This window comes from Leclercia sp. M50, from assembly GCF_037150775.1.
Lineage (GTDB): Bacteria > Pseudomonadota > Gammaproteobacteria > Enterobacterales > Enterobacteriaceae > Enterobacter.
This window is the reverse complement of the sequence record NZ_JBBCPK010000008.1, coordinates 55,823-81,752: the sequence shown is the minus strand read 5'-3', so window position 1 is coordinate 81,752 and position 25,930 is coordinate 55,823. Positions and strand designations below refer to the sequence as shown.

24 protein-coding genes, 2 tRNA genes and 1 rRNA gene are annotated in these 25,930 nt (G+C 55.5%); 20 read left to right on the top strand and 7 right to left on the bottom strand.

The genetic code is table 11. From position 1 onward, the window contains the following. The 3 genes from rrf to WFM46_RS03575 all read left to right on the top strand — a co-directional run. A 5S ribosomal RNA gene (gene rrf, locus WFM46_RS03585) occupies positions 1–106 on the top strand; the annotation flags it as partial. Between the two features lie 55 nt (positions 107–161). Continuing rightward, positions 162–238, top strand: a tRNA-Asp gene (locus tag WFM46_RS03580). Between the two features lie 50 nt (positions 239–288). After that, a tRNA-Trp gene (locus tag WFM46_RS03575) sits at positions 289–364 on the top strand. Positions 365–465: 101 nt separating this feature from the next. Here WFM46_RS03575 and hdfR read toward each other — a convergent pair. Further along, positions 466–1,287 carry an HTH-type transcriptional regulator HdfR gene (gene hdfR / locus WFM46_RS03570; RefSeq protein WP_156655365.1) on the bottom strand — a complete coding sequence of 274 codons (822 nt, stop codon included), beginning with the start codon at positions 1,285–1,287 and terminating at the stop codon, positions 466–468. A 118-nt stretch (positions 1,288–1,405) separates the two neighbouring features. Between hdfR and WFM46_RS03565 the strand changes: the two genes are divergently transcribed. Then, the gene (locus WFM46_RS03565; RefSeq protein ID WP_039031246.1) at positions 1,406–1,744 is read left to right on the top strand and encodes a DUF413 domain-containing protein; all 339 of its coding nucleotides are present in this window, start codon (positions 1,406–1,408) and stop codon (positions 1,742–1,744) included. Positions 1,745–1,769: 25 nt separating this feature from the next. Here the strand turns inward: WFM46_RS03565 and WFM46_RS03560 are convergent, their stop codons facing one another. Next, positions 1,770–3,290 (bottom strand): YifB family Mg chelatase-like AAA ATPase, encoded by a 1,521-nt coding sequence (locus tag WFM46_RS03560; protein ID WP_336997073.1) that lies wholly within the window; start codon positions 3,288–3,290, stop codon positions 1,770–1,772. Positions 3,291–3,632: 342 nt separating this feature from the next. On the opposite strand from WFM46_RS03560, the gene ilvL reads away from it, so the two are divergent. The 7 genes from ilvL to ilvA all read left to right on the top strand — a co-directional run bounded on the left by ilvL (position 3,633) and on the right by ilvA (position 10,187). Then, positions 3,633–3,731 carry an ilv operon leader peptide gene (gene ilvL / locus WFM46_RS03555; RefSeq protein WP_001311244.1) on the top strand — a complete coding sequence of 33 codons (99 nt, stop codon included), beginning with the start codon at positions 3,633–3,635 and terminating at the stop codon, positions 3,729–3,731. 86 nt (positions 3,732–3,817) lie between these two features. After that, positions 3,818–3,868: a peptide IlvX gene (ilvX, locus tag WFM46_RS03550; protein ID WP_197090613.1), complete on the top strand. Its 51-nt coding sequence runs from the start codon at positions 3,818–3,820 to the stop codon at positions 3,866–3,868. A 2-nt stretch (positions 3,869–3,870) separates the two neighbouring features. Next, positions 3,871–5,517, top strand: coding sequence for an acetolactate synthase 2 catalytic subunit (gene ilvG, locus WFM46_RS03545; RefSeq protein WP_180210058.1), 1,647 nt, complete (start codon positions 3,871–3,873; stop codon positions 5,515–5,517). Further along, positions 5,514–5,783, top strand: a complete 270-nt coding sequence (ilvM, locus tag WFM46_RS03540; protein ID WP_103177473.1) for an acetolactate synthase 2 small subunit — start codon at positions 5,514–5,516, stop codon at positions 5,781–5,783. The genes ilvG and ilvM overlap by 4 nt, the downstream gene beginning before the upstream one ends. A 16-nt stretch (positions 5,784–5,799) precedes the next feature. Next, the gene (gene ilvE / locus WFM46_RS03535; protein WP_103825309.1) at positions 5,800–6,729 is read left to right on the top strand and encodes a branched-chain-amino-acid transaminase; all 930 of its coding nucleotides are present in this window, start codon (positions 5,800–5,802) and stop codon (positions 6,727–6,729) included. Positions 6,730–6,789: 60 nt separating this feature from the next. Then, entirely contained in the window at positions 6,790–8,640 is a 1,851-nt protein-coding gene (gene ilvD, locus WFM46_RS03530) for a dihydroxy-acid dehydratase (protein ID WP_336997072.1), read from the top strand. A gap of 2 nt (positions 8,641–8,642) precedes the next feature. Next, a complete protein-coding gene (gene ilvA, locus WFM46_RS03525; RefSeq protein WP_180210059.1) occupies positions 8,643–10,187 on the top strand; it encodes a threonine ammonia-lyase, biosynthetic in 1,545 nt (514 codons plus the stop codon). On the opposite strand, the gene ilvY is transcribed toward ilvA, so the two are convergent. Further along, positions 10,184–11,074: an HTH-type transcriptional activator IlvY gene (gene ilvY, locus WFM46_RS03520; RefSeq protein ID WP_103181002.1), complete on the bottom strand. Its 891-nt coding sequence runs from the start codon at positions 11,072–11,074 to the stop codon at positions 10,184–10,186. The two genes, ilvA and ilvY, sit on opposite strands and share 4 nt — an antisense overlap. A 151-nt stretch (positions 11,075–11,225) precedes the next feature. Here ilvY and ilvC point away from each other — a divergent pair, with 151 nt between their 5' ends. Then, positions 11,226–12,701: a ketol-acid reductoisomerase gene (ilvC, locus tag WFM46_RS03515; RefSeq protein ID WP_156655362.1), complete on the top strand. Its 1,476-nt coding sequence runs from the start codon at positions 11,226–11,228 to the stop codon at positions 12,699–12,701. Positions 12,702–12,787: 86 nt separating this feature from the next. Here the strand turns inward: ilvC and ppiC (WFM46_RS03510) are convergent, their stop codons facing one another. Both ppiC (WFM46_RS03510) and ppiC (WFM46_RS03505) read right to left on the bottom strand, forming a co-directional pair. After that, entirely contained in the window at positions 12,788–13,069 is a 282-nt protein-coding gene (gene ppiC / locus WFM46_RS03510; RefSeq protein WP_008501570.1) for a peptidylprolyl isomerase PpiC, read from the bottom strand. Between the two features lie 49 nt (positions 13,070–13,118). Continuing rightward, positions 13,119–13,400 (bottom strand): peptidylprolyl isomerase PpiC, encoded by a 282-nt coding sequence (ppiC, locus tag WFM46_RS03505; protein WP_103825311.1) that lies wholly within the window; start codon positions 13,398–13,400, stop codon positions 13,119–13,121. A 112-nt stretch (positions 13,401–13,512) separates the two neighbouring features. Here ppiC (WFM46_RS03505) and rep point away from each other — a divergent pair, with 112 nt between their 5' ends. After that, complete coding sequence (gene rep / locus WFM46_RS03500) at positions 13,513–15,534, top strand: DNA helicase Rep (RefSeq protein WP_180210060.1); 2,022 nt, start codon at positions 13,513–13,515, stop codon at positions 15,532–15,534. Between the two features lie 45 nt (positions 15,535–15,579). Here the strand turns inward: rep and gppA are convergent, their stop codons facing one another. Together gppA and rhlB are read right to left on the bottom strand one after the other, a co-directional pair. Further along, positions 15,580–17,064: a guanosine-5'-triphosphate,3'-diphosphate diphosphatase gene (gene gppA, locus WFM46_RS03495; RefSeq protein ID WP_180210061.1), complete on the bottom strand. Its 1,485-nt coding sequence runs from the start codon at positions 17,062–17,064 to the stop codon at positions 15,580–15,582. A gap of 4 nt (positions 17,065–17,068) precedes the next feature. Next, positions 17,069–18,334 carry an ATP-dependent RNA helicase RhlB gene (gene rhlB / locus WFM46_RS03490; RefSeq protein ID WP_336997071.1) on the bottom strand — a complete coding sequence of 422 codons (1,266 nt, stop codon included), beginning with the start codon at positions 18,332–18,334 and terminating at the stop codon, positions 17,069–17,071. Positions 18,335–18,478: 144 nt separating this feature from the next. Here rhlB and trxA point away from each other — a divergent pair, with 144 nt between their 5' ends. The 7 genes from trxA to rffC all read left to right on the top strand — a co-directional run bounded on the left by trxA (position 18,479) and on the right by rffC (position 25,929). Beyond that, entirely contained in the window at positions 18,479–18,808 is a 330-nt protein-coding gene (gene trxA / locus WFM46_RS03485) for a thioredoxin TrxA (RefSeq protein ID WP_006179218.1), read from the top strand. A gap of 337 nt (positions 18,809–19,145) precedes the next feature. Beyond that, on the top strand, positions 19,146–20,405 hold the full coding sequence (gene rho / locus WFM46_RS03480) for a transcription termination factor Rho (RefSeq protein ID WP_001054528.1): 1,260 nt from the start codon (positions 19,146–19,148) through the stop codon (positions 20,403–20,405). Between the two features lie 240 nt (positions 20,406–20,645). After that, complete coding sequence (gene wecA, locus WFM46_RS03475) at positions 20,646–21,749, top strand: UDP-N-acetylglucosamine--undecaprenyl-phosphate N-acetylglucosaminephosphotransferase (protein ID WP_103177465.1); 1,104 nt, start codon at positions 20,646–20,648, stop codon at positions 21,747–21,749. A 12-nt stretch (positions 21,750–21,761) separates the two neighbouring features. Beyond that, on the top strand, positions 21,762–22,808 hold the full coding sequence (wzzE, locus tag WFM46_RS03470; RefSeq protein WP_103177464.1) for an ECA polysaccharide chain length modulation protein: 1,047 nt from the start codon (positions 21,762–21,764) through the stop codon (positions 22,806–22,808). Between the two features lie 57 nt (positions 22,809–22,865). Next, positions 22,866–23,996, top strand: coding sequence for a non-hydrolyzing UDP-N-acetylglucosamine 2-epimerase (wecB, locus tag WFM46_RS03465; RefSeq protein WP_336997070.1), 1,131 nt, complete (start codon positions 22,866–22,868; stop codon positions 23,994–23,996). Continuing rightward, the gene (wecC, locus tag WFM46_RS03460) at positions 23,993–25,255 is read left to right on the top strand and encodes a UDP-N-acetyl-D-mannosamine dehydrogenase (protein WP_336997069.1); all 1,263 of its coding nucleotides are present in this window, start codon (positions 23,993–23,995) and stop codon (positions 25,253–25,255) included. Before wecB ends, wecC begins: the two co-directional genes overlap by 4 nt. Then, complete coding sequence (gene rffC / locus WFM46_RS03455; RefSeq protein WP_103177461.1) at positions 25,252–25,929, top strand: dTDP-4-amino-4,6-dideoxy-D-galactose acyltransferase; 678 nt, start codon at positions 25,252–25,254, stop codon at positions 25,927–25,929. The genes wecC and rffC overlap by 4 nt, the downstream gene beginning before the upstream one ends. Position 25,930 lies beyond the last annotated feature (1 nt).

Genomic DNA, 25,930 nt, shown 5'->3' with positions numbered 1-25,930 from the left:
GTAGCGCGGTGGTCCCACCTGACCCCATGCCGAACTCAGAAGTGAAACGCCGTAGCGCCGATGGTAGTGTGGGGTCTCCCCATGCGAGAGTAGGGAACTGCCAGGCATCAAATTACGTAGTAAACCGGGGCAATAAACCGGTAGTTGTAGAAGTATTCGGTGGAGCGGTAGTTCAGTCGGTTAGAATACCTGCCTGTCACGCAGGGGGTCGCGGGTTCGAGTCCCGTCCGTTCCGCCACTTATTTAAACTAAGCCTGCTACATTAGCAGGCTTAGTAGTAAGAAATTTAGGGGCGTAGCTCAGTTGGTAGAGCACCGGTCTCCAAAACCGGGTGTCGCGAGTTCGAGTCTCTCCGCCCCTGCCATATAAAGAATCCTTTGCTTCGGCGAAGGATTTTTTTTTTGCCTGTAATATTTCAACTTTCCCCTCTTTAAGCCTTTAATTGCGTCCCTGCAACAGGCTGATTCACTCCATCACGCTGATTTTAAGTAGATCTTTGATCTGCCCCTGTTTATCACTGTTCTGAAGCCAGATAGCGTACAGCGGCCTCTGGAGCAGGGCTGAATCGGTAACCGCATACAGGCCTGGTTTATTACTGGCCCAGCGTTGTGGTAACCAGGTACAACCTTTAAGCGCTGCGAGTTGTTGGCAGGCTATTTCAGCAGAACTGGTTGTCAGGACTGGAACATCGTCCGCTGCAATCAACCCCGCCTCATGAGGCTGAAAATCGGGGCCCCATTCAAGGCGCAGATAATTCAGGTCGCTTTTCAGAGCGGAAGGTTCCGCCGCATAGAGTCCCAGACTGAACTGGCCGAGAACCTGGCTGCTGAATTCATCCATTTTCGGTGCTTCGGTAGTGATCAGAAGATCCAGTTGTCTTTCATGCAGTTGCTTAACCAGCGACTGCCGTTGCGCAATACGCGCCTCAAACTGCAGATGCCCGTGAGAGCGATATAGCCGACTCAGCCACGGGCTAAGCATGCACTCCCATAGCGAGGCGCTGGCACCGATAGAGAACTCATTATGCTTTGAGGTATGAGCAACCTCTTTACGTGCCGCCTGCCAGGTGTTCATGAGCGTTTCGGCATACGGCAGAAGTTTCTCTCCCGCTGGCGTTAAGCGGATGTTGTTGCGGTGGCGGGTGAAAAGGTTTACACCGAGCTGATTTTCAAGCTGTCGAATACGAAAGCTCACTGCCGACTGCGTCAGATAAAGCGCTTCTGCGGCGCGCCCAAAGTGGCGAGTTCTGCTCACTTCGAGAAAAGTTTTTAGCAATTCCGTATCCACGGGATTCTCCGCAAAATTATTTGTCGTTATGATTTAAATGTTTTGTTTGACGCTCTGTCAAGCGTAACTAATACTCCGCGCCATAAATAGCTCGGCCAAAGATATAGGAGCGTGTAGGATGGCGGAAAGCTTTACGACGACTAATCGTTTTTTCGACAACAAAAATTATCCACGCGGATTTTCTCGCCATGGTGATTTCACCATCAAAGAGGCACAACTGCTTGAGCGCCATGGTTATGCCTTCAATGAACTGGATTTGGGAAAACGTGAACCCTCCACTGAAGACGAAAAATCATTTGTTGCCGTCTGCCGTGGCGAGCGCGAGCCAGTAACGGAAGCGGAGCGCGTATGGATCAAATATATGGCGCGTATCAAGCGTCCAAAGCGTTTCCATACTCTGTCTGGTGGTAAACCACAGATGGAAGGTGCGGAAGACTACACCGATTCAGACGATTAATAAAAAGGGGCTAAGGCCCCTTTTTTTATGCCAGCATCTTTTGCAGGTGTAGCAGCAGGCGGTCAATAGCGCGATAGCTCAGCGCTTCCTGTAGATGCCTGCGTTCAATATTTTCACACTCCTCCAGATCGGCAATAGTACGGGCAACTTTTAACAACCGCTGCCACGCACGTACTGACAGACCAAAATGGGTAAGTGTCTCCTCCAGCCACAGCGCGTCATCTGCCGCTAGCCGGCAAAAAGTGCGGATCTCAGCGTTATCCAGATGCGCGTTACGTTTCTTCTGCCTTGCCAGCTGCCTCTCCTGTGCGGCAATCACTCGGTTTCGCACGGTGAGGCTTGATTCCCCCGTTTTATGCGCCTGGCTTAGTAAGCCTGGCGGCGGGAGTGGGATCTCGAGCGATAGATCGAAGCGGTCGAGGAATGGCCCGGACAAGCGACCCAGATAGCGGAGCGTCTGCTCGGGCGAGCAGCGATTATGATTGCCTTGATAGTGCCCCGTTGGGCTGGGGTTCATGGCGGCGATAAGCTGGAAGCGTGCCGGATAACTGATCTTGGCGCGCGTGCGGGAGATATTAATTTGCCCGGATTCAATGGGCTCGCGTAAGGCGTCCAGCACGCGACGCTCAAACTCGGGCAATTCGTCCAGAAACAGAATGCCATTATGTGCCAGTGAGATCTCTCCCGGCGCGGGGATTGCACCTCCACCCACCATGGCTACCAGCGAGGCACTATGATGCGGGGCCCGGAAAGGGCGCTGACGCCATTGTTTATACATTGATGTGGCGCTGACCAGGCTTACGATAGCCGCGCTTTCCAGCGCCTCATGGTTACTGAGTGGCGGCAGCAGAGTGTTGAGCCGGCTCGCGAGCATGGTTTTGCCGGTGCCGGGTGGGCCAATGAGCAGCAGGTTATGCGCACCAGCTGCGGTGATCTCCAGCGCCCTCTTACCCTGTTCCTGGCCGATGATATCGCTGATGTCACACTCGTTATGTTCGGCAACAAACGGCTCCCCAACGGGCGCGGCCAGCTCATGACGCCCCTCAAGGAAAGCGCATACTTCCTGGAGGTGTTCAGCAACCAGGCAGCCTTTTTCTTCAATAAGGCTAACTTCAGCAGCATTATCTCTGGCGACGATAATCTCTCTCCCGGCGCGTATAGCCGCCAGAGCGCCAGATATCGCGCCAGGAACCCCTCTTAACGCGCCTGTAAGCGCCAGCTCACCCACAAACTCATATGCGCTTATCCTGGAGGAGGAGAGCTGCTCAGAGGCGACGAGAAGCGCGATGGCGATAGGTAAATCGTATCGTCCCCCTTCCTTAGGGAGATCGGCTGGGGCCAGATTGATGGTGATCTTCTTGGCCGGGAAGGTATAACCACTATTGATGATCGCGCTGCGTACCCGGTCTCTGGCCTCCTTAACGGTAGTTTCGGGCAAGCCGACCAGCGTCAGGCCAGGCAGGCCATTACTGAGATGAACTTCTACGCAAATAAGCGGTGCTTCAACGCCTAATGCAGCGCGGGTATAGACAACCGACAATGACATAAATCGCCTCCTTGTCGTGCCACTATGTCATCTGCCCGACGCGATTTTTACCGTCAGTTCGCGTTTTTACGTGGCCTGTTCATGAATATTTTCCCTTAATTGTAATGTTTTCATCACCATGGAGGCCTGCTCGCAAAAGGGTAATAAGCTTGTCTTCTCACCCTCATTGCCCAGGAAAAAATGAAAATAATTCATTTTCTATTTTTGTCATAAAAAACAATGATTTTTATCTAAACTATTAGCGTAATAAGCAAATGAATTATAAAAAAATGTTGTGTTTGATTCGATATCTGTGATAACTCTTTAGGTATTCCTTCGAACAAGATGCAAAAAGAACAGCAAATGACAGCCCTTCTACGAGTGATTAGCCTGGTCGTGATTAGCGTGGTGGTGATTATTATCCCACCGTGCGGGGCTGCACTTGGACGAGGAAAGGCTTAATAATCAAGCCTTAACGAACTAAGACCCCCGCACCGAAAGGTCCGGGGGTTTTTTTATGACCTTAAAACATAAGCGAGGAGCAGAGGATGAGTAACAGCATAAAATTCTGTTTCTCCCGATTTACGACGGGGAAGTAACTATGAATGGCGCACAATGGGTAGTACATGCGTTGCGAGCGCAGGGAGTCGAGACAGTATTCGGTTACCCGGGTGGTGCAATTATGCCGATTTACGATGCTCTGTATGACGGCGGCGTGGAACATCTGTTGTGCCGACACGAGCAGGGCGCAGCAATGGCGGCCATCGGTTATGCGCGTGCTACGGGAAAAACTGGCGTATGTATGGCGACTTCTGGCCCGGGCGCGACCAACCTCATCACCGGTCTGGCTGACGCACTGCTCGATTCCGTTCCCGTTGTGGCCATCACCGGTCAGGTTGCCTCTCCCTTCATCGGCACCGATGCTTTCCAGGAAGTGGACGTTCTCGGTTTGTCACTGGCGTGTACGAAACACAGCTTCCTCGTCCAGTCACTCGAAGAGCTGCCTCGCGTCATGGCGGAGGCATTTGAGGTGGCAAACTCAGGCCGTCCTGGTCCGGTTCTGGTTGATATTCCTAAAGATATCCAGGTTGCGCTGGGCGAGCTGGAGCCTCACTTCTCTACCGTTGAGAACGCCGATGATTTCCCGCATACCGAAGCAGATGAAGCGAGCCAGATGCTGGCCCACGCGCAAAAACCGATCCTCTACGTAGGCGGCGGCGTTGGGATGGCGCAGGCCGTTCCAGCCCTGCGTGAATTTATCGCGGTTACCCAAATGCCCGCGACCTGCACACTGAAAGGGCTGGGCGCGGTGGATGCCGACTACCCGTATTATCTGGGTATGTTGGGGATGCACGGCACGAAAGCGGCCAACCTCGCGGTGCAGGAGTGCGACCTGTTGATCGCTGTGGGCGCGCGCTTTGACGATCGTGTCACCGGCAAGCTGAATACCTTCGCGCCGAATGCAAAAGTTATTCATATGGATATCGATCCGGCAGAGATGAATAAGCTCCGTCAGGCGCATGTGGCTTTGCAAGGGGATCTCAACGCGCTGTTGCCTGCGTTGCAACAGCCATTAGCGATTGACGCCTGGCGTCAGCATGCGGCAGCAATGCGCCGCGAACATGCCTGGCGCTATGACCATCCGGGTGACGCTATCTATGCGCCGCTGCTGCTGAAACAGCTGTCGGATCGTAAGCCAGCCGACAGCGTAGTCACCACCGACGTGGGCCAGCACCAGATGTGGTCAGCCCAGCACATGACCTACACGCGCCCGGAAAATTTCATCACGTCCAGCGGCTTAGGCACGATGGGCTTTGGTCTGCCTGCCGCCGTTGGGGCGCAGGTAGCGCGCCCGGACGATACGGTCATCTGCATCTCCGGTGACGGCTCCTTCATGATGAACGTACAGGAGCTCGGCACCATCAAGCGTAAGCAGTTGCCGGTGAAGATCGTGCTGCTGGATAACCAACGTTTAGGCATGGTTCGCCAGTGGCAGCAGCTCTTTTTCCAGGAGCGTTACAGCGAAACCACCCTGACCGATAACCCCGATTTCCTCGTCCTGGCCAGCGCCTTCGGCATCCCTGGCCAGCACATCACCCGTAAAGACCAGGTTGAAGCGGCACTTGATGAAATGTTGTCCAGCAAGGGGCCTTACCTGCTTCATGTCTCAATCGACGAACTTGAGAATGTCTGGCCGTTGGTGCCGCCCGGCGCCAGTAACTCACAAATGCTGGAGAAATTATCATGATGCAACATCAGGTCGCCGTTCAGGCTCGCTTCAACCCGGAAACGTTAGAACGTGTATTGCGCGTGGTGCGCCATCGTGGGTTCCAGATCTGTTCGATGAACATGGAAACCGCCACCGACGCGCAGAACATAAATATTGAATTGACCGTTGCCAGTCAGCGCCCCGTCGAATTACTGTTTAGCCAGTTGAGCAAACTTGTCGACGTCGCCCGGGTTGATATCCAGCAGCGTGCCGCTTCATCACAAACACAACAAATTCGCGCCTGAGCGCAAAGGAAGAAAAATGACGACGAAAAAAGCTGATTTCATTTGGTCCAATGGTGAGATGATTCGCTGGGAGGACGCTAAAGTCCACGTGATGTCCCATGCGCTTCACTACGGTACTTCTGTATTTGAAGGTATCCGTTGCTACGACTCACACAAAGGCCCGGTGGTGTTCCGTCATCGTGAACACATGCAACGTCTGCGTGATTCAGCCAAAATTTATCGCTTCCCTGTTTCTCAGAGCGTCGACGAGCTGATGGAAGCTTGCCGCGCGGTGCTGCGTAAAAACAACCTGACCAGCGCCTATATTCGTCCGCTGGTTTTCGTGGGTGATGTGGGTATGGGCGTCAACCCGCCAGCCGGTTACACCACCGATGTGATCATCGCCGCGTTCCCGTGGGGAGCATACCTGGGCGCCGAAGCGCTGGAACAGGGGATCGATGCGATGGTCTCCTCCTGGAACCGTGTGGCGCCAAACACTATCCCGACCGCAGCCAAAGCGGGCGGTAACTATCTCTCCTCCCTGCTGGTAGGCAGCGAAGCGCGCCGTCACGGTTATCAGGAAGGTATCGCCCTGGATGTGAACGGCTATATCTCTGAAGGTGCGGGTGAGAACCTGTTTGAAGTGAAAGATGGCGTCCTCTTCACCCCGCCATTCACCTCTTCCGCCCTGCCGGGGATCACCCGCGACGCCATTATCAAACTGGCGCAGGATCTGGGCATTGAAGTGCGCGAGCAGGTGCTGTCCCGTGAATCACTGTATCTGGCCGATGAAGTGTTCATGTCCGGTACCGCAGCAGAGATCACCCCGGTACGCAGCGTCGACGGCATCCAGGTCGGTGAAGGCCGCCGTGGCCCGGTCACTAAACGTATCCAGGAAGCCTTCTTCGGCCTCTTCACCGGCGAAACCGAAGATAAATGGGGTTGGTTGGACCAGGTTAATCCATAAGCATAAATATGGGACGGCACGCACCGTCCCATTTACCAGATAGACGGGAGTAAATAACGCATGCCTAAGTACCGTTCCGCCACCACCACTCACGGCCGCAATATGGCGGGTGCCCGCGCGCTGTGGCGCGCTACCGGAATGACCGATGCCGATTTCGGGAAACCGATTATCGCCGTGGTCAACTCTTTTACCCAGTTTGTGCCGGGCCACGTGCACCTGCGCGACCTCGGGAAGCTGGTTGCCGAGCAGATTGAAGCCTCCGGCGGCGTGGCAAAAGAGTTCAACACCATCGCCGTGGATGACGGGATCGCAATGGGGCACGGGGGCATGCTCTATTCACTGCCGTCGCGCGAGCTGATTGCCGACTCGGTGGAGTACATGGTGAACGCCCACTGCGCCGATGCCATGGTCTGTATCTCCAACTGCGACAAAATCACCCCGGGGATGCTGATGGCCTCCCTGCGCCTGAACATTCCGGTGATCTTCGTCTCCGGCGGCCCAATGGAAGCGGGTAAAACCAAGCTCTCCGATAAGATCATCAAGCTCGACCTGGTCGACGCGATGATTCAGGGCGCGGACCCGAAAGTCTCCGACGAGCAGAGCGAACAGGTTGAACGTTCAGCGTGCCCGACCTGCGGCTCCTGCTCCGGGATGTTCACCGCCAACTCGATGAACTGTCTGACCGAAGCGCTGGGCTTATCTCAGCCGGGTAACGGCTCGCTGCTGGCGACCCACGCCGATCGTAAGGAGCTGTTTATCAATGCCGGTAAACGCATCGTTGAGCTGACCAAACGCTACTACGAGCAGGACGATGCCAGCGCGCTGCCCCGCAATATCGCCAGCAAAGCGGCATTTGAAAACGCCATGACGCTGGATATCGCTATGGGCGGTTCCACTAACACCGTTCTGCACCTGCTGGCCGCGGCGCAGGAAGCGGAGATCGATTTCACCATGAGTGATATCGACAAGCTCTCCCGCAAAGTGCCGCAGCTGTGTAAGGTTGCACCAAGCACGCAAAAATACCACATGGAAGATGTTCACCGTGCCGGTGGCGTGCTGGGGATCCTCGGTGAGCTGGATCGCGCCGGGTTGATGAACCGCGACGTGAAAAACGTGCTGGGCCTGACGCTGCCGCAGGCGCTGGATCAGTATGACGTGATGCTGACCAAAGATGAGTCAGTGAAAAAAATGTTCCGCGCCGGTCCGGCCGGTATCCGTACCACCCAGGCGTTCTCGCAGGATTGTCGCTGGGACAGCCTGGATGACGATCGCGCAGAGGGTTGTATCCGCTCGCTGGAACATGCCTACAGCAAAGATGGTGGCCTGGCGGTTCTGTACGGCAACTTTGCGGAAAACGGCTGTATCGTTAAAACCGCAGGCGTGGATGACAGCATTCTGAAATTTACCGGTCCGGCAAAAGTCTACGAGAGCCAGGACGAGGCGGTAGAAGCGATCCTCGGCGGCAAAGTGGTTGAAGGCGATGTCGTGGTGATCCGCTACGAAGGGCCGAAAGGCGGGCCTGGAATGCAGGAGATGCTCTACCCGACCACCTTCCTGAAATCGATGGGCCTCGGTAAAGCCTGTGCGCTGATCACCGACGGTCGCTTCTCCGGCGGTACCTCCGGTCTCTCTATCGGCCACGTTTCGCCGGAAGCGGCCAGCGGCGGCAACATCGCTATCATCGAAGATGGCGACCTGATTGAAATCGATATTCCGAATCGCGGTATTCAGCTGAAACTGAGCGACCAGGAAATTGCAGCCCGCCGCGAAGCTCAGGTTGCGCGTGGGGATAAAGCCTGGACGCCGAAAGATCGCCAGCGTGAAGTCTCCTTCGCCCTGCGCGCATATGCGACCCTCGCGACCAGTGCAGATAAAGGCGCAGTGCGCGATAAATCTAAACTTGGGGACTAATGATGGCCGAATCCCAACCCTTATCCGCCGCCCCTGAGGGGGCGGAGTATCTCAGGGCGGTACTACGCGCGCCGGTCTATGAAGCGGTGCAGGTCACGCCGCTGCAAAAAATGGACAAGCTCTCGGCGCGCCTCGATAACGTCATTCTGGTAAAACGTGAAGACCGTCAGCCGGTACACAGCTTTAAGCTGCGCGGCGCTTACGCGATGATGGCCGGGCTGACCGATGAGCAAAAAGCGCGTGGGGTGATCACGGCGTCTGCGGGCAACCATGCCCAGGGCGTGGCGTTCTCGTCTGCGCGTCTGGGGCTGAAAGCCCTGATCGTGATGCCTGTGGCAACCGCAGATATCAAAGTCGATGCGGTGCGGGGATTTGGCGGTGAAGTGCTGCTCCACGGCGCCAATTTTGACGAAGCGAAAGCCAAAGCCATTGAGCTGGCGCAGCAGCAGGGCTTCACCTGGGTGCCGCCGTTCGATCACCCGATGGTGATTGCCGGGCAGGGTACCCTGGCGCTGGAACTGCTGCAGCAGGATGCCCATCTTGACCGCGTATTTGTTCCGGTCGGCGGCGGTGGCCTGGCGGCGGGCGTGGCGGTACTCATCAAACAGCTGATGCCGCAGATCAAAGTGATTGCCGTGGAAGCGGAAGATTCTGCCTGCCTGAAGGCGGCGCTGGATGCCGGACACCCGGTAGACCTGCCGCGCGTTGGGCTGTTTGCCGAAGGCGTGGCGGTGAAACGCATCGGGGATGAGACCTTCCGCGTCTGCCGGGAGTATCTCGACGACATCATCACCGTCGACAGCGATGCCATCTGCGCAGCAATGAAAGATTTGTTCGAGGATGTGCGTGCGGTAGCAGAACCGTCCGGCGCGCTGGCGCTGGCGGGGATGAAAAAATATATCGCCCAGCACAATATTCGCGGCGAGCGTCTGGCCCATGTCCTTTCCGGCGCTAACGTCAACTTCCACGGCCTGCGCTACGTTTCCGAGCGTTGCGAGCTGGGTGAGCAGCGTGAGGCCCTGCTGGCGGTGACCATCCCGGAAGAGAAGGGCAGCTTCCTCAAGTTCTGCCAGCTGCTGGGCGGCCGTTCGGTAACCGAGTTCAACTACCGTTTTGCCGATGCTAAAGATGCCTGCATTTTTGTCGGCGTGCGTTTAAGCCGCGGTCTGGAAGAGCGCAAAGAGATCCTCAGCCTGCTGCATGAAGGTGGCTACAGCGTGGTGGATCTCTCTGATGATGAAATGGCGAAGCTGCACGTGCGCTACATGGTGGGCGGGCGTCCGTCTAAACCGTTACGGGAGCGTCTGTTCAGCTTTGAGTTTCCGGAGTCGCCGGGTGCGCTGCTGAAGTTCCTGCATACCCTGGGCACGCACTGGAACATCTCCCTGTTCCACTACCGCAGCCACGGCACCGACTACGGTCGGGTACTGGCGGCGTTTGAACTGGGCGAGCACGAGCCGGATTTCGAAACGCGGCTGAACGAACTGGGCTACGAATGTCATGACGAAACCCACAACCCGGCGTTCCGTTTCTTCCTGGCGGGCTAGTGGTTGGGCAATATCTTCCAGAACGCATCAATAAGCGGCTCATGCAGCCGCTTTTTTTGTGCGCAGACGCCAAGCTCAAACGGCGTTTTCTCGTCGCTGCGCTCCAGAATCATCACGCGATTGCGCACCGGCTCCGGACTGTTCTCCAGCACCACTTCCGGCAGCAGCGCCACGCCGCAGCCGAGCGCCACCATTGAGACCATCGCCTCATGGCCGCCCACTGTCGCATAGATGGAGGGGTTGCTGATTTTCTGACGACGGAACCACAGCTCAATGCGACGACGCACCGGCCCCTGATCGGCCATGATAAAGGGCACCGTTGACCAGTCGGGCTTCTCCACCGACACCTGGTTGCGCACCGGGCAGGGCAGCGCCGGAGCGATCAGCACTACGGCCAGATTTTCCAGCATTGAGAAGGCCACCGCCCCCGGCAGGGTTTCCGGTTTGCCGGCAATGGCCAGATCCGCTTCACCCGTCACCACCTTTTCCATCGCATCGGCGGCATCGCCGGTGGTGAGTTTAATTTCAACCGAGGGATGCTCCGCGCGGAAGCGGTCAAGAATGGGGGGAAGATGGCTATAGGCGGCGGTCACCGAGCAGAAGATGTGGAGCTCGCCGGACAGAGAGGGCCCCTGCTGGTCGATGGTGTGGCGCAGCTGCTGATACTGCAATAACGTCTGTTGGGCAAACGTACGCAACTCTTCCCCCGCTTCGGTGAGCGTCACCGTGCGGTTATCACGCACAAACAGCGGCTGGCCGAGATCCTCTTCCAGACGCTGGATCTGGCGGGAAAGCGTGGAGGGGCTGACATGCATCGCCCGCGCGCTGCGGCCAAAATGGCGGCTTTCCGCCAGATGCAAAAACATTTTTAGATCGCGTAAATCCACCGATTCCACTCCCCCATTTTACATTGCAAATATTGCAACGTGACGTTGTGAATATATCAATTTCCGCAATAAATTTCCTGTTGTAATGTGGGTACATTCTTGCTGAACAGCGAACCGAACAATAAGACACACAACATCACGAGGTATCACCATGGCTAACTACTTCAACACACTGAACCTGCGCCAGCAGCTGGCGCAGCTGGGCAAATGCCGCTTTATGGCGCGCGATGAATTTGCCGATGGCGCAAGCTACCTTCAGGGTAAGAAAGTGGTCATCGTCGGCTGTGGCGCACAGGGTCTGAACCAGGGCCTGAACATGCGCGACTCCGGCCTGGATATCTCCTACGCCCTGCGTAAAGAAGCGATTGCTGAGAAGCGTGCTTCCTGGCGCAAAGCGACCGAAAACGGCTTCAAAGTGGGTACCTACGAAGAGCTGATCCCACAGGCAGATCTGGTTGTTAACCTGACGCCAGACAAACAGCACTCTGACGTTGTGCGTTCCGTACAGCCTATGATGAAAGATGGCGCGGCGCTGGGTTATTCCCACGGCTTCAACATCGTTGAAGTGGGCGAGCAGATCCGTAAAGACATCACCGTCGTGATGGTGGCGCCGAAATGCCCGGGTACCGAAGTGCGCGAAGAGTACAAGCGTGGTTTCGGTGTGCCGACCCTGATCGCGGTTCACCCGGAAAACGATCCGAAAGGCGAAGGGATGGCGATCGCCAAAGCATGGGCAGCAGCTACCGGCGGTCACCGTGCGGGCGTGCTGGAATCCTCCTTCGTGGCCGAAGTGAAATCTGACCTGATGGGCGAGCAGACCATTCTGTGCGGCATGCTGCAGGCCGGTTCTCTGCTCTGCTTCGATAAGCTGGTGGAAGAGGGTACTGACCCGGCATACGCGGAAAAACTGATTCAGTTCGGCTGGGAAACCATCACCGAAGCGCTGAAGCAGGGCGGCATCACCCTGATGATGGATCGCCTGTCTAACCCGGCGAAACTGCGTGCCTTCGCCCTGTCCGAGCAGCTGAAAACCATCATGGCACCGCTGTTCCAGAAACATATGGACGACATCATCTCCGGCGAGTTCTCTTCCGGCATGATGGCTGACTGGGCCAACGACGATAAGAAACTGCTGACCTGGCGCGAAGAGACCGGTAAGACCGCGTTTGAGACCGCTGAGCAGTATGAAGGCAAAATCGGCGAGCAGGAGTACTTCGATAAAGGCGTTCTGATGATTGCGATGGTGAAAGCGGGCGTTGAGCTGGCGTTCGAAACCATGGTGGATTCCGGCATCATCGAAGAGTCTGCTTACTATGAATCCCTGCACGAGCTGCCGCTGATCGCGAACACCATCGCCCGTAAGCGTCTGTATGAGATGAACGTGGTTATCTCCGATACCGCTGAATACGGTAACTACCTGTTCTCTTATGCCTGCGTACCGCTGCTGAAAGAGTTCATGACCACCCTGCAGCCAGGCGATCTGGGCAAAGCGATTGCCGAAGGTGCGGTAGATAATGCCCAGTTGCGTGACGTGAACGAAGCGATTCGCAGCCACGAGATCGAGAAAGTAGGTCACAAACTGCGTGGCTATATGACCGATATGAAACGTATCGCAGTAGCAGGCTAAAACCTCATGTCGGGTGGCGCTGCGCTTACCCGACCTACAAAGCTGTATCAAGTAGGCCGGGTAAGGCGAAGCCGCCACCCGGCTTTTTATTTGCGGTACAGCACTTTAATAACGTGGTAACCGAACTGAGTGTGCAGCGGGCCGGTTGGCTCCAGCACCGGGCAGGAGAAGACCACTTTATCGAACGCCGGAACCATCTGACCCTGGCGGAATTCACCCAGATCGCCGCCGCGTTTGCCTGACGGGCAAATAGAGTGCTTCTTCGCCAGCTTGCCGAAGTCGGCGCCGTTTTTAATCTGCTCCAGAAGATCCAGAGCCAGTTTCTCTTCTTTAACAAGAATATGCAGTGCTGCTGCTGTTTTTGCCATGATCGTGCCTTGAAGGGTTGAGTTAAATCGGGGCGCAATATACCACGCGTTAGCGGCGATACAGCACCTTAATGATATGGTAGCCATACTTCGTTTTGACCGGGCCGTAGGGTTTTAGCAGCGGGCAGCTAAAAACCGCCTCATCGAAAGGGCCCACCATCACACCCTGCTTAAATTCCCCTAAATCGCCGCCGTTGCGCCCGGAGGGACATTTAGAGTAGCGCTTCGCCAGATGATCGAAGCTGATGCCGCGTTCCAGTTTGGCAAGGATCTCCTGCGCCAGTTTCTCTTCTTTTACCAGAATGTGCAGGGCCGCTGCGCTCTTTTTCATGGTTCTGCTCTCGGGGTTAATCGCGTTTTGTTCACTTTATCATTAGCCGGTAAATCTGCGCCCGGCTTTCTGCTACAATCCCCACCCCGTTCGAAGATTGAGCAATATTCCCATGCGTTTAAACCCTGGACAACAACAAGCGGTCGAATTCGTTACTGGACCATGCCTGGTGCTGGCAGGGGCGGGTTCCGGTAAAACCCGCGTCATCACCAACAAAATCGCTCACCTGATCCGCGGCTGCGGCTATCAGGCACGCCACATCGCCGCGGTGACCTTTACCAACAAAGCGGCGCGCGAGATGAAAGAGCGTGTCGGGCAGACGTTAGGACGCAAAGAGGCCCGCGGCCTGATGATCTCCACCTTCCATACCCTGGGGCTGGATATCATAAAGCGCGAATATGCGGCGTTGGGGATGAAAGCCAACTTCTCGCTGTTTGACGATACCGATCAGGTGGCATTGCTCAAGGAGCTGACCGAAGGGCTGATCGAAGATGACAAAGTGGTGCTGCAGCAGTTGATCTCCACGATCTCAAACTGGAAAAACGATCTGATGAGCCCTGCCCAGGCCGCCGCAAGCGCCAAAGGGGAGCGGGATCGGATCTTCGCCCACTGCTACAGCCTGTATAACGATCATCTCAAAGCCTGCAACGTGCTCGACTTTGACGACCTGATCCTGCTGCCCACGCTGCTGCTGCAAAGCAATGAAGAGGTGCGTGAGCGCTGGCAGAACAAGATCCGCTACCTGCTGGTGGATGAATATCAGGACACCAACACCAGCCAGTACGAGCTGGTGAAACTGCTGGTGGGTCAGCGGGCGCGTTTCACCGTGGTGGGTGACGATGACCAGTCGATCTACTCCTGGCGCGGCGCTCGTCCACAGAACCTGGTCCTGCTCAGTAAGGACTTCCCGGCGCTGCAGGTGATCAAGCTGGAGCAGAACTACCGCTCATCCGGGCGTATTCTGAAGGCGGCCAACATCCTGATCGCCAATAACCCACATGTGTTTGAAAAACGCCTCTTTTCCGAACTGGGATACGGCACGGAGCTGAAGGTGCTCAGCGCCAACAATGAAGATCACGAAGCCGAGCGCGTGGCGGGCGAACTGATTGCCCATCACTTCGTTAACAAAACCAACTACAAAGATTACGCCATTCTCTATCGCGGAAATCACCAGTCGCGCGTCTTTGAAAAGATGCTGATGCAGAACCGCATCCCGTACAAAATTTCCGGCGGAACCTCGTTCTTCTCGCGCCCGGAAATCAAGGATCTGCTCGCCTACCTGCGGGTACTGACCAACCCGGACGATGACAGTGCTTTCCTGCGGATCGTCAATACGCCGAAGCGTGAGATTGGCCCGGCGACACTGCAAAAACTGGGTGAGTGGGCGATGACCCGCAACAAGAGCCTGTTAACGGCCAGTTTCGATATGGGTCTGAGCCAGACCTTAACCGGGCGTGGCTATGAATCGCTGACCCGCTTTACCCACTGGCTGCGCGAGATCCAGCAGCTCAGCGAGCGGGAGCCGATTAATGCGGTGCGGGATCTGATCCGCGGCATCGACTATGAATCCTGGCTGTATGAAACTTCCGCCAGCCCGAAAGCGGCCGAGATGCGGATGAAGAACGTCAACCAGCTTTTCACCTGGATGACTGAGATGCTGGAAGGGACGGAGATCGATGAACCGATGACCCTGACCCAGGTGGTTACCCGCTTTACCCTGCGCGATATGATGGAGCGTGGTGAAAGCGAAGAGGAGGCGGATCAGGTGCAGCTGATGACCCTGCATGCCTCGAAGGGGCTTGAGTTCCCGTATGTCTATCTGGTGGGCATGGAAGAGGGCTTGCTGCCGCATCAGAGCAGCATCGATGAGGATAACGTCGATGAAGAGCGTCGTCTGGCCTATGTAGGCATCACGCGGGCGCAAAAAGAGCTGACATTTACGCTGTGTAAGGAGCGGCGTCAGTATGGAGAGCTGGTGCGTCCGGAGCCGAGCCGCTTCCTGCTGGAGTTACCTCAGGATGACGTACTCTGGGAGCAGGAACGTAAGGTCATCACCGCCGAAGAGCGGATGCACAAGGGGCAGGCCAGCATCGCCAATATTCGCGCCATGATGGAAAAAGCGAAAAACCGCTAGCCTGAAGACCCGGTATGCGTAGCGCTACCGGGCATATCATCGTAATTAATGAACCTCAAGCGCCCAGTGCACGTAGCTCTGCCACTGGGACTCCTGTACCAGCATTTCGGCACCCAGCGGATGCGTATCGAGCCAGTTTTCCGGCAAGGTTAGCGTCAGCTTCTCTCCTTCCGCTTTCAGCGTGATGGCCGGCAAGAGATCGTCCCGGCGACGGCTGGCAAAGAGGATCGCCAGACGCAGCAGACGGCACAGATGTTCCGCCACGCGCGGCGGAACCGCATTTTGCTGGTGGAGCGAAGAGAGATCGACAGGGTTGGTCTGGTTTAACAGCAGCGTGGCCAACAATTTCTTTTGCGCCGGAGTAAAGCCGGGCAAATCGAGATTGCGCACCAGATACGCCGCATGCAGCGGCGCTTGTTTGAAATCGACGCTCAGGCCAATTTCATGTAGCTGGCAGGCGCTAAGCAGTAATTCGCGACAGATGGGCTCAATATGCCACTCATTTTCGACGTGATCGAGAAAACGTGTCGCCAGATTCGCTACCCGGTGCGCCTGTTCAATATCGACCATGAATCGCCGCTGGATGTTGCGCAGCGTATGGTCGCGAATATCCTGATCGACCGCCAGATGCAACATGCCGTAGACCAGCCCTTCCCGCAGCGCGCCGCCTGCAAGGGTCATGCACTGAATATTCAGTTCGGTGAAAATGGCAATCAGGATCGCCAGCCCGCTCGGGAAGACCAGCGCGCGCTCAAGGGTTAGCCCTTCAATTTCCAGCTCTTCCAGGCGTCCGCAGAGGATCGCGCGCTGTTTTAACTGCTGAAGTTTCGCCAGCGTGATGCGCTCATCCATCCCCTGCGCCATCATGATTTCCTGCAACGCCTGAACGGTGCCGGACGCGCCAACGCAGACTTTCCAGCCGTGATAACGCAGTTCATCGGCCACCGGACGCAGCACTTCGCGCGCGGCTTTTTCCGCGTCATCAAAGTTTTCTTGCGCCAGATTGCGATCGGTGAAGTAGCGTTCAAGCCAGGTGACACAACCCATCGATAAGCTGTTCAGGGATGTCGCCTGGGCGCCATTACCGGTGACCAGCTCAGTGCTTGCACCACCGATGTCCACCACCAGACGACGCTCGTCACCGCCCGTGGTATGCGCTACCCCCTGATAAATCAGGCGGGCTTCTTCTTCACCGCTGATCACCTGTATCGGGCAGCCAAGGATCTGCTGAGCAGTGGCAATAAATTCACCGGCATTCACCGCCAGACGCAGGGTTGCGGTAGCGACGACGCGGATTTGCTGAGAAGGGATATCCTGCAGACGTTCGGCGAAAAGACGCAGACATTGCCAGCCGCGCTCCATGGCTTCTGGAGAGAGCTGATTATCAGCACTCAGGCCCGCCGCGAGGCGAACCTTGCGCTTTATACGCGTCAGTGTTTGAACACTGCCCGCCACCTCGCGTACAACCAGCATATGAAAACTATTTGAACCTAAATCAATAGCTGCATAGAGCGAGGTAGACCGGAGCATATTTTTAGCCTGAACGACGACGATTACGCGGTGCGCTGTTACGGCGCGGACCATTGCCAGAACGTGCGCGGGTCAGGCGCTTCGGCGGTGGAAGCTCGCTCAACAGCGCTTCCGGGTTATATTTGCTGACCGGAATTGAGTGGCCGATATAGGTCTCAATCGCAGGCAGGTTCAGCGCGTACTCTTCACAGGCCAGGCTGATGGAGTGCCCGCTGGCGCCCGCACGACCGGTACGCCCGATACGGTGAACGTAATCTTCGCAGTCGTCCGGCAGGTCATAGTTGAAGACGTGCGTAACCGCCGGGATGTGCAGACCGCGCGCGGCAACGTCCGTTGCAACCAGAATATCGAGATCGCCACGGGTAAACTCTTCAAGAATGCGCAGACGTTTTTTCTGTGCGACATCGCCCGTCAACAGACCAACACGGTGCCCATCCGCAGCCAGGTGGCCCCAGATATCTTCACAGCGATGTTTGGTATTGGCGAAAACGATGGCGCGATCCGGCCACTCTTCTTCAATGAGCGACTGCAGCAGACGCATTTTCTCTTCGTTAGAAGGGTAAAAAAGCTCTTCTTTAATACGGTGGCCGGTTTTCTGTTCCGGTTCCACTTCGACGTATTCGGCGTTGTTCATCTGTTCGAACGCCAGTTCACGGACGCGATAAGAGAGCGTGGCCGAGAACAGCATATTCAGACGCTGGTTAGCGGCAGGCATGCGACGGAACAGCCAGCGGATATCTTTAATAAAGCCGAGATCGTACATGCGATCGGCTTCGTCCAGCACCACAACCTGGATAGCGCCGAGGTTAATGTGGTTCTGCTTCGCGTAATCGATAAGACGGCCGGTGGTGCCGATCAGAATATCGACGCCGCTTTCCAGCACTTTCAGCTGTTTGTCATAACCGTCACCGCCGTAGGCCAGGCCAAGTTTCAGGCCGGTAGCTTGCGCCAGGGGTTCTGCATCAGCGTGGATCTGTACCGCCAGTTCTCGCGTCGGTGCCATAATCAGCGCGCGCGGTTGGTTAACTTTACGGTCAGCAATTGCCGGATGAGAGAGTAAATAATGAAACGTTGACGTTAAAAACGCCATCGTTTTGCCGGTACCGGTTTGCGCCTGCCCTGCAACGTCGCGACCCGCCAGCGTCAGCGGAAGGGCGAGAGCCTGAATGGGCGTGCAGTTATGAAACCCTTTTTTTTCAAGGGCTTCGATCACTTTTGGGTGCAGGGCGAAGTCGGAAAACTTCTGTTCTGTTAAATGTGTTTTGCTCATAGTGTGGTAGAATATCAGCTTACTATTGCTTTACGAAAGCGTATCCGGTGAAATAAAGTCAACCTTTAGTTGGTTAATGCTACATCAACAGGTCGTTGATGGATGCAAGATCAACGCGCCAGGCTTATTCCTGTGGAGTTATATATGAGCGATAAAATTATTCACCTGACTGACGACAGTTTTGACACGGACGTACTTAAAGCTGACGGGCTGATCCTCGTCGATTTCTGGGCTGAATGGTGTGGTCCTTGCAAAATGATCGCCCCGATTCTGGATGAGATCGCCGACGAATATCAGGGCAAACTGACCGTGGCTAAACTGAACATCGACCAGAACCCGGGCACCGCGCCAAAATATGGCATCCGCGGCATCCCGACTCTGCTGCTGTTTAAAAACGGTGAAGTGGCAGCGACCAAAGTGGGCGCCCTGTCCAAAGGTCAGCTGAAAGAGTTCCTGGACGCCAATCTGGCGTAAGGCTTCTCGTCTGTGCGTCCAGGGTTTCTAAATTGTTTGGATCTCTGGACGCCCGGCTTGAGTCGTGCTAAGTTACCTATGACTTCGTTTTAAACATACCTTGTTGTTTGAATCTTGTTTTACCCGATACTTCCCGTTGTTGACATAAACAGTGCGAGAAGTGGATAGATTCCGGGCTTGTCACTCAATCCGTCTTGTCGTTTCAGTTCTGTGCTTTCCCTGTGAGCAGACAGCGAACAGACATGAGTTGATAGCCGTTAACAGGCATGGATGACCCTGCCATACCATTCACAAATTAAGTTCGAGTATTACCCCGAGTTTAAGAACCCACACCATTATGAATCTTACCGAATTAAAGAATACGCCGGTTTCTGAGCTGATCACTCTCGGCGAAAATATGGGGCTGGAAAACCAGGCTCGTATGCGCAAGCAGGACATCATTTTTGCCATCCTGAAGCAGCACGCAAAGAGTGGCGAAGATATCTTTGGCGACGGTGTGCTGGAGATATTGCAGGACGGATTTGGTTTCCTCCGCTCTGCAGACAGCTCCTACCTCGCCGGTCCTGATGATATCTACGTTTCTCCCAGCCAAATCCGCCGTTTCAACCTCCGCACTGGTGACACCATTTCAGGTAAGATTCGTCCTCCTAAAGAGGGTGAACGCTACTTTGCGCTGCTGAAAGTTAACGAAGTTAACTACGATAAGCCGGAAAACTCGCGCAATAAGATCCTGTTCGAAAACTTAACGCCGCTGCACGCGAACTCTCGCCTGCGCATGGAGCGTGGTAACGGTTCTACTGAAGACTTAACCGCTCGCGTTCTGGATCTGGCTTCGCCGATTGGTCGCGGTCAGCGTGGTCTGATTGTCGCGCCGCCAAAAGCGGGTAAAACCATGCTGCTGCAGAACATCGCGCAGAGCATCGCTTACAACCACCCAGACTGCGTACTGATGGTACTGCTGATTGACGAACGTCCGGAAGAAGTGACCGAGATGCAGCGTCTGGTGAAAGGTGAAGTTGTGGCGTCGACCTTTGACGAACCTGCCTCCCGCCACGTTCAGGTTGCTGAAATGGTTATCGAGAAGGCGAAGCGTCTGGTTGAGCATAAGAAAGACGTTATCATCCTGCTTGACTCCATCACTCGTCTGGCGCGTGCTTACAACACCGTGGTTCCGGCGTCCGGTAAAGTCTTGACCGGTGGTGTGGATGCCAACGCCCTGCATCGTCCGAAGCGTTTCTTCGGTGCTGCGCGTAACGTGGAAGAGGGCGGTAGCCTGACCATCATCGCAACCGCGCTGATCGATACCGGTTCGAAGATGGATGAAGTAATTTACGAAGAGTTTAAAGGTACAGGCAACATGGAACTGCACCTGTCGCGTAAAATCGCTGAAAAACGCGTCTTCCCGGCTATCGACTACAACCGTTCCGGTACCCGTAAAGAAGAGCTGCTCACCACTCAGGAAGAGCTGCAGAAAATGTGGATCCTGCGCAAAATTATCCATCCAATGGGTGAAATCGACGCGATGGAGTTCCTCATTAACAAGCTGGCGATGACCAAAACTAACGATGATTTCTTCGATATGATGAAACGCTCGTAATATAAATAAAGCGCCGAAACGCCACGTTTTTACGTGGCGTTTTTCTTTTATGGCTTATACGCTGTAACAGTAAGCTGTCAAATTATACTGCCGGGGACGAAAATCGGAATGTTCGTCAAAGCAGAAAAGTAATTGTCTGAAAAATAAACAAAGGGACTTGGGCGAGGCCTGCTTTTTCCTTCTTGAGCCGAGCCTTCAAGGTTATACTTTCGGGATTAACATTTGTTGAGAGCATCCATTGTGAATCTACTCACTGCGGTGACTGAGCTAATCAGTATTTTTCTTTTTACCACCTGTTTTTTATTCCTCGCCCGTAAGGTCGCGAAGAGAGTCGGACTGGTGGATAAGCCCAATTATCGTAAACGCCATCAAGGCTTGATTCCGCTGGTTGGTGGGATCTCGGTTTACGCGGGTATCTGCTTCACCTTCGCCATTGCGGATTATTATATCCCTCATGCGGCACTCTATCTGGCCTGTGCCGGCGTGCTGGTGCTGGTTGGCGCGCTGGATGACCGATACGATATCAGCGTCAAATTCCGCGCCGCGGTTCAGGCGGCTATCGGCGTCATCATGATGGTGGTAGGGAAACTCTATCTCAGCAGCCTGGGCTACATCTTTGGCACCTGGGAGATGGTACTGGGGCCATTCGGCTACTTCCTGACGTTGTTTGCCGTATGGGCGGCGATTAACGCCTTTAACATGGTAGACGGCATTGACGGTCTGCTTGGTGGGCTCTCCAGCGTCTCCTTCGCGGCTATCGGCATCATCCTCTGGTTTGATGGCCAGTACAGCCTGTCGATGTGGTGCTTCGCGATGATCGCCGCCATTCTGCCTTATATCTGCCTTAACCTCGGTGTCCTGGGACGTCGCTACAAGGTCTTTATGGGGGATGCCGGCAGTACGCTGATTGGCTTTACCATCATCTGGATCCTGCTGGAAACTACTCAGGGTAACACCCATCCAATCAGTCCGGTGACGGCACTGTGGATCATCGCCATTCCATTGATGGATATGGTGGCAATTATGTACCGCCGTCTGCGTAAAGGCATGAGTCCCTTCTCCCCAGACCGCCAGCATATTCATCATCTTATTATGCGTGCCGGCTTCACCTCACGACAGGCATTTGTCTTGATTACGCTGGCCGCTGCGCTGTTAGCCGGGATTGGCGTTGCCGCAGAATATGCACATTTCATTCCTGAATGGGTAATGTTGGTATTATTCTTGCTTGCATTTTTCCTGTACGGCTACTGTATTAAACGCGCATGGAAAGTGGCGCGCTTTATTAAACGCGTAAAACGCCGTATGCGTAGAAATAATGGCAATAACCCAACTTTAACTAAGTAAATCGGGACTGTAATGACTCAACCGTTGGCGGGAGCAAAATCAGTGGTAACTGAGAATGAGCTGGATGTTCGTGGCTTGTTCCGCGTGTTATGGGCGGGCAAGTTTTGGATTGCAGGTATTGCGCTGGGCTTTGCACTTATCGCTCTGGCCTATACCTTTTTCGCCAGACAAGAGTGGAGTGCGACGGCGATTACCGACCGTCCTACGGTGAATATGCTTGGAGGTTTCTACTCTCAGCAACAGTTTCTGCAGAATCTGGATGTAAAAGCGAATCCTGCGACCGCCGACCAGACTTCGGTAATGGACGAGTCCTACAAAGAGTTTGTTATGCAGCTCGCCTCCTGGGATACGCGCCGTGATTTCTGGAACCAGACCGACTATTTCAAACAGAGAATGGTCGGCAACAGCAAAGCCGATGCAGCCCTGCTGGATGAGCTGATCAACAACATCCAGTTTATGGCGGGCGATCCGCTGCGCAACATCAACGACAGCGTCAAGCTGATCGCTGAAACCGCGCCGGACGCGAATAACCTGCTGCGTCAGTATGTCGCTTTCGCCAGCCAGCGCGCAGCAAGCCACCTTAATGATGAGCTGAAAGGCGCCTGGGCGGCGCGTACCGTGCAGATGAAAGCGCAGGTCAAACGTCAGGAAGAGGTCGCCAAAGCCATCTTTAACCGCCGGGTACATAACCTCGATCAGGCGCTGAAGATTGCTGAAAAGAGCAATATCTCGCGCAGTGAAACCGATGTGCCTGCCGATGAACTGCCCGATTCTGAAATGTTCCTGCTGGGGCGTCCTATGCTCCAGGCGCGCCTGGAAAATCTGCAGGCCGTGGGGCCAGATTTTGACCTCGATTACGACCAGAACCGCGCCATGCTCAACACCCTCAACGTCGGTCCGACACTGGACCCGCGTTTTCAGACCTATCGTTATTTGCGAACACCTGAAGAACCTGTAAAACGCGATAGTCCACGTCGCGCATTCCTGATGATTATGTGGGGGATTGTGGGTGCTTTAATTGGCGCAGGCGTGGCATTAACCCGTCGTCGCAAAATTTAAGAACGCCGTCTACGATGAAGGCTGCTGGCCTTCATCGCTTAATCGAAGAGAATCGATGTGAAAGTACTCACTGTCTTTGGTACAAGGCCGGAAGCCATCAAGATGGCGCCTCTGGTCCATGCGTTGGCAAGCGACCCTTATTTTGAGGCGAAAGTTTGCGTTACTGCGCAGCATCGGGAGATGCTGGATCAGGTCCTAAAACTCTTTTCCATTGTTCCCGACTACGACCTCAATATTATGAAGCCGGGGCAAGGGCTAACCGAAATTACCTGCCGTATTCTGGAAGGTTTAAAACCTATTCTGGAGTCGTTCAGGCCGGATGTCGTGCTGGTGCACGGCGATACCACCACCACCATCGCCACCAGTCTGGCGGCCTTCTATCAACGTATTCCGGTTGGACATGTCGAAGCCGGTTTACGCACGGGCGATCTCTCCTCCCCGTGGCCCGAGGAGGCGAACCGGACCCTGACCGGGCATCTGGCGATGTATCACTTTGCGCCAACCGAGAACTCCCGTCAGAACCTGCTGCGCGAAAACGTTAACGACCAGCACATCTTTGTCACCGGCAACACGGTGATCGACGCGCTGATCTGGGTGCGCGACCGGGTGCTGGCGAACGACAGCCTGCGTGGGCAACTGGCCGAACAGTATCCGTTCCTCGCTAACGGTAAAAAGATGATTCTGGTCACCGGACACCGGCGGGAAAGTTTTGGCCAGGGCTTCGAGCAAATCTGCCATGCGCTGGCTGAAATCGCCGCGCGTAACGAAGATGTCCAGATCGTCTATCCGGTGCATCTGAACCCTAACGTCAGCGAGCCGGTCAACCGCATCCTGGGGCATGTCAAAAACGTCATACTTATTGAGCCGCAGGACTATCTGCCATTCGTCTGGCTGATGAACCATGCCTGGCTGATCCTGACGGACTCAGGCGGTATTCAGGAAGAAGCGCCTTCACTGGGGAAACCGGTGCTGGTGATGCGTGAAACCACCGAGCGTCCTGAAGCGGTTAAAGCGGGGACGGTAAGGCTGGTGGGGACCGATTCACGAGCCATCGTGGAAGAGGTGACGCGCCTGCTACTTAACAACGAAGAGTATCAGGCCATGAGCCGGGCCCATAACCCGTATGGTGATGGCCAGGCCTGTGACCGCATTTTGTACGCACTTAAACACAATCGGGTATCGCTATGAGTTTTACTACCATTTCTGTCATTGGTCTTGGCTACATTGGGCTGCCCACGGCGGCGGCATTTGCCTCCCGTCAAAAACAGGTAGTGGGTGTTGATATCAACCAGCATGCGGTTGAGACGATCAACAAGGGTGAAATTCATATCGTTGAGCCAGATCTCGACAAGGTGGTAAAAACCGCCGTTGAAGGGGGATACCTCAGGGCCAGTACCACACCAGTGGTTGCCGATGCCTACCTGATTGCTGTGCCGACGCCATTCAAAGGCGAGCATGAGCCGGATATGGCCTATGTCGAAGCGGCAGCGAAATCCATCGCCCCGGTACTGGAAAAAGGCGCGCTGGTGATCCTCGAATCCACCTCACCGGTGGGTGCCACCGAGCAAATGGCCCAGTGGCTGGCTGAGGCGCGCCCGGATCTGACTTTCCCGCAGCAGGCGGGCGAGCAGGCCGATATCAACGTCGCCTACTGCCCGGAGCGCGTGCTGCCGGGGCAGGTGATGGTCGAACTGATTAAAAACGATCGGGTTATTGGCGGCATGACTCCGGTCTGTTCCGCCCGCGCCAGCGAGCTGTATAACATCTTCCTCGAAGGCGAGTGCGTGGTGACCAACTCCCGTACCGCTGAGATGTGCAAACTCACCGAAAACAGCTTCCGCGACGTGAACATTGCGTTTGCTAATGAGCTGTCGCTGATTTGCGCCGATCAGGGGATTAACGTCTGGGAACTGATTCGTCTGGCGAACCGCCATCCGCGCGTGAATATCCTGCAACCCGGGCCGGGCGTAGGCGGTCACTGCATCGCGGTCGACCCGTGGTTTATCGTGTCGCAGAACCCCCAGCAGGCGCGTCTTATCCGTACCGCCCGCGAAGTTAACGACAGCAAGCCGCACTGGGTACTGAACCAGGTGAAAGCCACCCTGGCAGATTACCTGACCCAAAGCGGCAAGCGCGCGAACGAGGTGACCATCGCCTGTTTTGGTCTCGCCTTTAAGCCGAACATTGACGATCTGCGTGAAAGCCCGGCGATGGAAATTGCTGAGATGATTGCCGACTGGCACAGCGGTGAAACGCAGGTGGTGGAACCCAATATTCATGAACTGCCGAAAAAACTGGCTGGACACTGCGCCCTGACCAGCGTTGAAGAGGCGTTGGCAACCGCCGATGTGTTGGTGCTGCTGGTGGACCATAACGAGTTTAAAGCGATCCAGGGCGAGGCCGTCCGTCAGGAATTTATCGTTGATACCAAAGGGGTCTGGCGTTGAGTCAGCTCCACGGTGCGTTACAGCCGCTGGAGTGGGAAAGCGAGTTTTTTGCCCTTCCCACGGCGCTTGTGCGCCTCTCTGATGATGCTCCGCTGCTGACGGCTTCCGGGCTGGACGCCTGGCAGCGGGTGCAGGCTAAAATTCCGGCCACCCGCGCCGACTGGCTGGACGCGTTACAGGCGCAGGGCTTCAGGCTGGTGGAAGGCGAAGTCGATCTCGCCATTACCGTGACGCACCACGCTTGCCCTGGCGCGGAACCTGCGATGGAGCAGGATATCCCGGCGCTGCGCCAGCTGGCTGCTCAGGCCTTTGCGCAGAGCCGCTTTCGCGCCCCCTGGTACGCACCTGACGACAGCGGTCGCTTCTATGCCCAGTGGATCGAGAATGCGGTAAAAGGCACCTTCGACCATCTCTGCCTGGTGTTCCGCGCGCCGGATGGCGCCATCCAGGGCTTTGTCTCCCTGCGCAAGCTCAGCGACAACGAGGCGCGTATCGGTCTGCTGGCCGGGCGCGGTATGGGCGAGAAGTTAATGCAGGCGGCGCTGCACTGGGCGCAGCAACAGCAGATTTCTACTTTGCGGGTGGCGACCCAGATGGGCAACACCGCCGCGCTTAAACGTTATATCGCAAGCGGCGGCAACATCGAAACGACCGCTTACTGGCTATACAGGTGAC

Coding starts and splice junctions, on each gene's coding strand:
- WFM46_RS03565 (WP_039031246.1), top strand. CDS start 1,406: ATGGCGGAAAGCTTTACGACGACTAATCGTTTTTTCGACAACAAAAAT.
- WFM46_RS03560 (WP_336997073.1), bottom strand. CDS start 3,290: ATGTCATTGTCGGTTGTCTATACCCGCGCTGCATTAGGCGTTGAAGCA.
- ilvL (WP_001311244.1), top strand. CDS start 3,633: ATGACAGCCCTTCTACGAGTGATTAGCCTGGTCGTGATTAGCGTGGTG.
- ilvG (WP_180210058.1), top strand. CDS start 3,871: ATGAATGGCGCACAATGGGTAGTACATGCGTTGCGAGCGCAGGGAGTC.
- ilvM (WP_103177473.1), top strand. CDS start 5,514: ATGATGCAACATCAGGTCGCCGTTCAGGCTCGCTTCAACCCGGAAACG.
- ilvE (WP_103825309.1), top strand. CDS start 5,800: ATGACGACGAAAAAAGCTGATTTCATTTGGTCCAATGGTGAGATGATT.
- ilvD (WP_336997072.1), top strand. CDS start 6,790: ATGCCTAAGTACCGTTCCGCCACCACCACTCACGGCCGCAATATGGCG.
- ilvA (WP_180210059.1), top strand. CDS start 8,643: ATGGCCGAATCCCAACCCTTATCCGCCGCCCCTGAGGGGGCGGAGTAT.
- ilvC (WP_156655362.1), top strand. CDS start 11,226: ATGGCTAACTACTTCAACACACTGAACCTGCGCCAGCAGCTGGCGCAG.
- ppiC (WP_008501570.1), bottom strand. CDS start 13,069: ATGGCAAAAACAGCAGCAGCACTGCATATTCTTGTTAAAGAAGAGAAA.
- ppiC (WP_103825311.1), bottom strand. CDS start 13,400: ATGAAAAAGAGCGCAGCGGCCCTGCACATTCTGGTAAAAGAAGAGAAA.
- rep (WP_180210060.1), top strand. CDS start 13,513: ATGCGTTTAAACCCTGGACAACAACAAGCGGTCGAATTCGTTACTGGA.
- gppA (WP_180210061.1), bottom strand. CDS start 17,064: ATGCTCCGGTCTACCTCGCTCTATGCAGCTATTGATTTAGGTTCAAAT.
- rhlB (WP_336997071.1), bottom strand. CDS start 18,334: ATGAGCAAAACACATTTAACAGAACAGAAGTTTTCCGACTTCGCCCTG.
- trxA (WP_006179218.1), top strand. CDS start 18,479: ATGAGCGATAAAATTATTCACCTGACTGACGACAGTTTTGACACGGAC.
- rho (WP_001054528.1), top strand. CDS start 19,146: ATGAATCTTACCGAATTAAAGAATACGCCGGTTTCTGAGCTGATCACT.
- wzzE (WP_103177464.1), top strand. CDS start 21,762: ATGACTCAACCGTTGGCGGGAGCAAAATCAGTGGTAACTGAGAATGAG.
- wecC (WP_336997069.1), top strand. CDS start 23,993: ATGAGTTTTACTACCATTTCTGTCATTGGTCTTGGCTACATTGGGCTG.